We start from the raw sequence: 3,754 nt of genomic DNA, 5'->3' as shown, positions 1-3,754 counted from the left end.
TGCAGGATTAATAAGAAGTGCTCCTTTGGGCATTTTGGCGAGTTGTTCAGCGCCGAGGAGATGCTTCGTTTCGGCCGAAAGCGGGAGTGCACACACAAGAAAGGTAGACGACGAGATCAACTGGTCAAATTCAAGAGGCTTTACGTTCAGTCTGATCTCATCGGCTTTGTCCAGGGATTGACGATCCCAGTACGACACAATGGCGCCGAAGGTACTTAGGCGCTGTGCTATAGCTTTTCCGATCGCTCCCATCCCTAAAATGCCGATTGCTGTGCCCTGCAGCCCAAGGCCGTAAAACCGAGGGCGCCAACCTTTGTAATCCCTCCTGACGCTCTTGTCGCCTGGCAGAATGTGCCGCCCAAGAGCAATCATCAGACCGATTGTAAGTTCGGCTGTCGGGTCAGTGAGAAGATCGGACACTATCGTGACGTGGACTCCACGCTGCGTGCAGGCTTCGATGTCGAAGTTATCGAAGCCTTTCAGCGCACATGCCACAAGTTGAAGATCGGGAGCGTGCGCGAGTACAGACGCGTCGATCATGTCCGGCATGAACGCCATCATCGCCTTGGCGTCGCTCAATTCTGCGAGCAGTTTCTCGCGGGGCCATGTATCATCAGTATCGTTGCAAACTAAACGAGCGTGGGGAGATAGCTTTGAGATAATCTCCTCGTGGACGCGATGGGTGATTACTACCTTTGGGAGCATTTAATTTATCCTTCTATTGCAGCTGGCGGCGGAGGAGAGCGCCGACCTGGTCAACGATGGTGACCATCAGAAGGACAACGAGCATGATCGCAAGAACCTCCTGATAATTCATGATCCGGAGGGATGTCATCAACTCGAAACCGATACCACCAGCTCCCACAGTGCCCAGGATTGTCGAGGCGCGGAAGTTGTACTCCCACCGATAGATGGTCACATCGGCCAATTGCGGTAGAACTTGTGGCAAGATCGCCCGCGTCACGATCTGGAACGGCGACGCACCAGCTGCGCGTGCGGCTTCTATAGGCGCATTATCGCAATGCTCGATCGCCTCCGCAAAGAACTTGCCCACCATGCCAACCGAGTGAAGACCAAGAGCCAGCACGCCTGGGAGCGCTCCAAATCCCACTGCCGCCACGAAGACGATGCCCATAATCAGCTCCGGGATCGACCGTAGACCATTCAACAATCCACGCGAGATCATATAGATGACAGCGTTGGGTGCTGTTTTCCCTGAGGCGAAAAAGCCAACTGGAAGTGATATCAGTACCGCGATCGCAGTCCCAGCTATACTCATCGCCAGAGTGTCGATGAGAGGGCTGATCCACTCCAAGCCTCGGTTGAAATCCGGGGGAAACATTTCCGTACCGAGCTGCCAGAGCGCAGGAAACCCAGATCCCAGACGCTCCAGATCAAGAAGACCGGAGTGATAACTGCTAACAATGATCACACACGCAATTGCCAACGCGATCACGCCAGCTCTGGTCCAAGCTTTGTTTTGATGTTGAAGGATAGAGTCGTAGTCGGCCGACGGCTGTGTCATCACATATCCTGGAAGAAAGGACGCAGGCCAGCGCCTGCGTCGAAAGGTGAGAAACTGTCTCGAACGCGCCTTACTGACTCAGGTCCAAGTTCAGCACTTTACCGAGCTCACGGACGACGTCGTAGGCTTTGTCATCGATCGGAGCGAACCCATCGGCTTTGAAGGATGCCAATACCTTTTCGTCTTTAAGGTCGATGAAGGCTTTGGTGATCGCCTCTTTCAACGAAGTGTCAAGATCCGACCGCATGGTCCAGGGGTACTGCGGGAACGGATCGGACTCGGCGAGGGCGATAACTTTCTTAGGATCAATGGTGCCACGAGCGACCATTGAATTGTAGATGGGCAACGAAAGTCCGCCAATCTGAGCATTGCCATTCTGCACTGCAATAGCCACGGCATCATGCGACCCTACGAAGTTCTCGCTATAGTCTTTTCCAGCCTCAACTCCGGCCTTAAGCAGCATAGATTTCGGGATAAGGTGGCTTGAGGTGGAAGCCACGTCCCCAAACGCGACCTTTTTCCCTTTTGCATCTTCAAGGCTTTCGATGCCAGCCTCTGCATTGGCGACAACTACAGCGCGATAGGTAGTTTCGCCATCCTTCATAAGTGCTGCGAAAGGCTCGATATCAGCCTTGGTTTTCGCGAGCGTGTAAGAGAGCGGCCCGAAATAAGCCAACTCAAGCCGGCCGAAACGCATCGCTTCGATCATTGACGAGTAGTCGGTCGTTACGATCAGTTCAATCTCCCGACCGAGTGTCTTCTCAAGATACTCCTCGAGAGGACGATTGTTTTTGATGACAGTGGCGGCGTTCTCGTCCGGTAGCAACGCGACGCGCAATGTCTCTGGATTTGAGCCAGCATGCGCCAACGAACTCCAGCCAAGAACGGCGAGGAATGCGAGGGACAGAAGCTTCTTCATAATGCGGCCTCCATGGCAGCTAAAGGTTGATCATACTCGTAGTTGGACAAATCTTGTGTTGTGGTCGGATTTCTTGGGGCGCTGCGGTAGATCGACGCACACATTTGATCGGTCAGTTCGTCGACAGCGGCGTCCGCAACCACTTCCCCGTCGCGCATAGCAATGACCCGGTCGCCGAACCGGCGAGCTAGATCGATCTGATGAAGGCTGATCACAGCAGTGATGCCGTCGGCTGTGCATATTTCGCGAAGCTGCGACAGGACCTCGACAGCCGTTTCAGGGTCCAGACTTGCAACGGGCTCATCTGCAAGGACCAGTTGGGGCTTCTGGACCAGCGCGCGCGCAATGCCCACCCGTTGCTGCTGACCGCCGGATAGTTGATCCGCCCTGACGAGAGCCTTATCAAGAAGGCCTACGCGTTCAAGGCATTCCAACCCCAGCCTTCGATCCGAACGCGGCATAGGGAACAACGTACGCCAGCCAGAGTGGTAGCCCAGGCGGCCCGTCATGACGTTGTCGAGCGCGCTCAAGCGCCCTATGAGTTGGTGCTGCTGGAATATCATCCCAGTTCGCCTTCGGTGAATGCGAAGCTTAGTTTCCGCATCCAGAGCACCAATATCGTTAGAAGTGATCGAACCAGACGTCGGCGCAACCAAGCCGTTGAGTGTCCGGATGAGGGTAGATTTGCCTGCGCCGGATCTACCGAGGAGCACGACGAACTGACCCTGGTTGAACGTCAATGTCGTTGTCTTCAAAGCTTGGGTGCCGTTGGCATAGGTCACGGCAACTCCGTTCAGAGCCAGCATCACAATAATCCTGATCGTTAGTGGTGCATCGATTGAATATTTGCATCACTATGGGCGACATATGACGTCCGTTTATCAGGCTCGTGAAACTTCAATGACAGCACTTAAACTCAGCTCTACCTCCTCGCGTAGCTGCGATGGAGAAATTTCACCCAGAGCCGCCTGATCATGACGGCCCGGTCCCAATTCTACACCACCTTGACGGATGCTATCCCATATTCGGCCAGATAAACCGGCCCTTCTCCAGCCGCCGGGTAAAAAGGCAGGCGCCCAGACCATCATGCCAGATGATCTTCAAAATATCCGATCTGCGGCCCCTGAAGACGAAGAGATGCCCTGACAACGGATCATGCTGCAGAACCTCCTGCACCCGAAGCGCCAAGGAGGGAAAGCCACAGCGCATGTCCGTATATCCGCGCCTTCCTGGCGGGCACCCTTGATCCCGAATATTCCCGTCAGCTGACCGAGCAACTACGACAGGCAGGCGTCCCGGTTTGACCATGC

At 54.7% G+C, this 3,754-nt stretch carries 5 protein-coding genes; all 5 read right to left on the bottom strand.

The features are described 5' to 3' along the window. Positions 1 to 705 (bottom strand): NAD(P)-dependent oxidoreductase (locus DL88_RS18190; protein WP_034999399.1); only part of this gene is annotated, 705 nt, incomplete at its 3' end. A 13-nt stretch (positions 706 to 718) separates the two neighbouring features. Beyond that, a complete protein-coding gene (gene phnE, locus DL88_RS18185; RefSeq protein WP_006473411.1) occupies positions 719 to 1,525 on the bottom strand; it encodes a phosphonate ABC transporter, permease protein PhnE in 807 nt (268 codons plus the stop codon). A gap of 70 nt (positions 1,526 to 1,595) precedes the next feature. Beyond that, complete coding sequence (gene phnD / locus DL88_RS18180) at positions 1,596 to 2,444, bottom strand: phosphate/phosphite/phosphonate ABC transporter substrate-binding protein (RefSeq protein WP_003501103.1); 849 nt, start codon at positions 2,442 to 2,444, stop codon at positions 1,596 to 1,598. Beyond that, on the bottom strand, positions 2,441 to 3,250 hold the full coding sequence (phnC, locus tag DL88_RS18175) for a phosphonate ABC transporter ATP-binding protein (RefSeq protein ID WP_006473175.1): 810 nt from the start codon (positions 3,248 to 3,250) through the stop codon (positions 2,441 to 2,443). The genes phnD and phnC overlap by 4 nt, the downstream gene beginning before the upstream one ends. Before the next feature lie 208 nt (positions 3,251 to 3,458). Next, a complete protein-coding gene (gene tnpB / locus DL88_RS20905; RefSeq protein WP_006473174.1) occupies positions 3,459 to 3,653 on the bottom strand; it encodes an IS66 family insertion sequence element accessory protein TnpB in 195 nt (64 codons plus the stop codon). Positions 3,654 to 3,754 lie beyond the last annotated feature (101 nt).

Origin of the sequence: Beijerinckia mobilis, assembly GCF_000745425.1 — a bacterium.
Taxonomy (GTDB): Bacteria; Pseudomonadota; Alphaproteobacteria; order Rhizobiales; family Beijerinckiaceae; genus Beijerinckia; species Beijerinckia mobilis.
The sequence above is the reverse complement of the archived record's forward strand: the minus strand, read 5'-3'. Positions and strand labels throughout refer to the sequence as shown.

Coding starts and splice junctions, on each gene's coding strand:
- phnE (WP_006473411.1), bottom strand. CDS start 1,525: ATGACACAGCCGTCGGCCGACTACGACTCTATCCTTCAACATCAAAAC.
- phnD (WP_003501103.1), bottom strand. CDS start 2,444: ATGAAGAAGCTTCTGTCCCTCGCATTCCTCGCCGTTCTTGGCTGGAGT.
- phnC (WP_006473175.1), bottom strand. CDS start 3,250: ATGCTGGCTCTGAACGGAGTTGCCGTGACCTATGCCAACGGCACCCAA.
- tnpB (WP_006473174.1), bottom strand. CDS start 3,653: ATGCGCTGTGGCTTTCCCTCCTTGGCGCTTCGGGTGCAGGAGGTTCTG.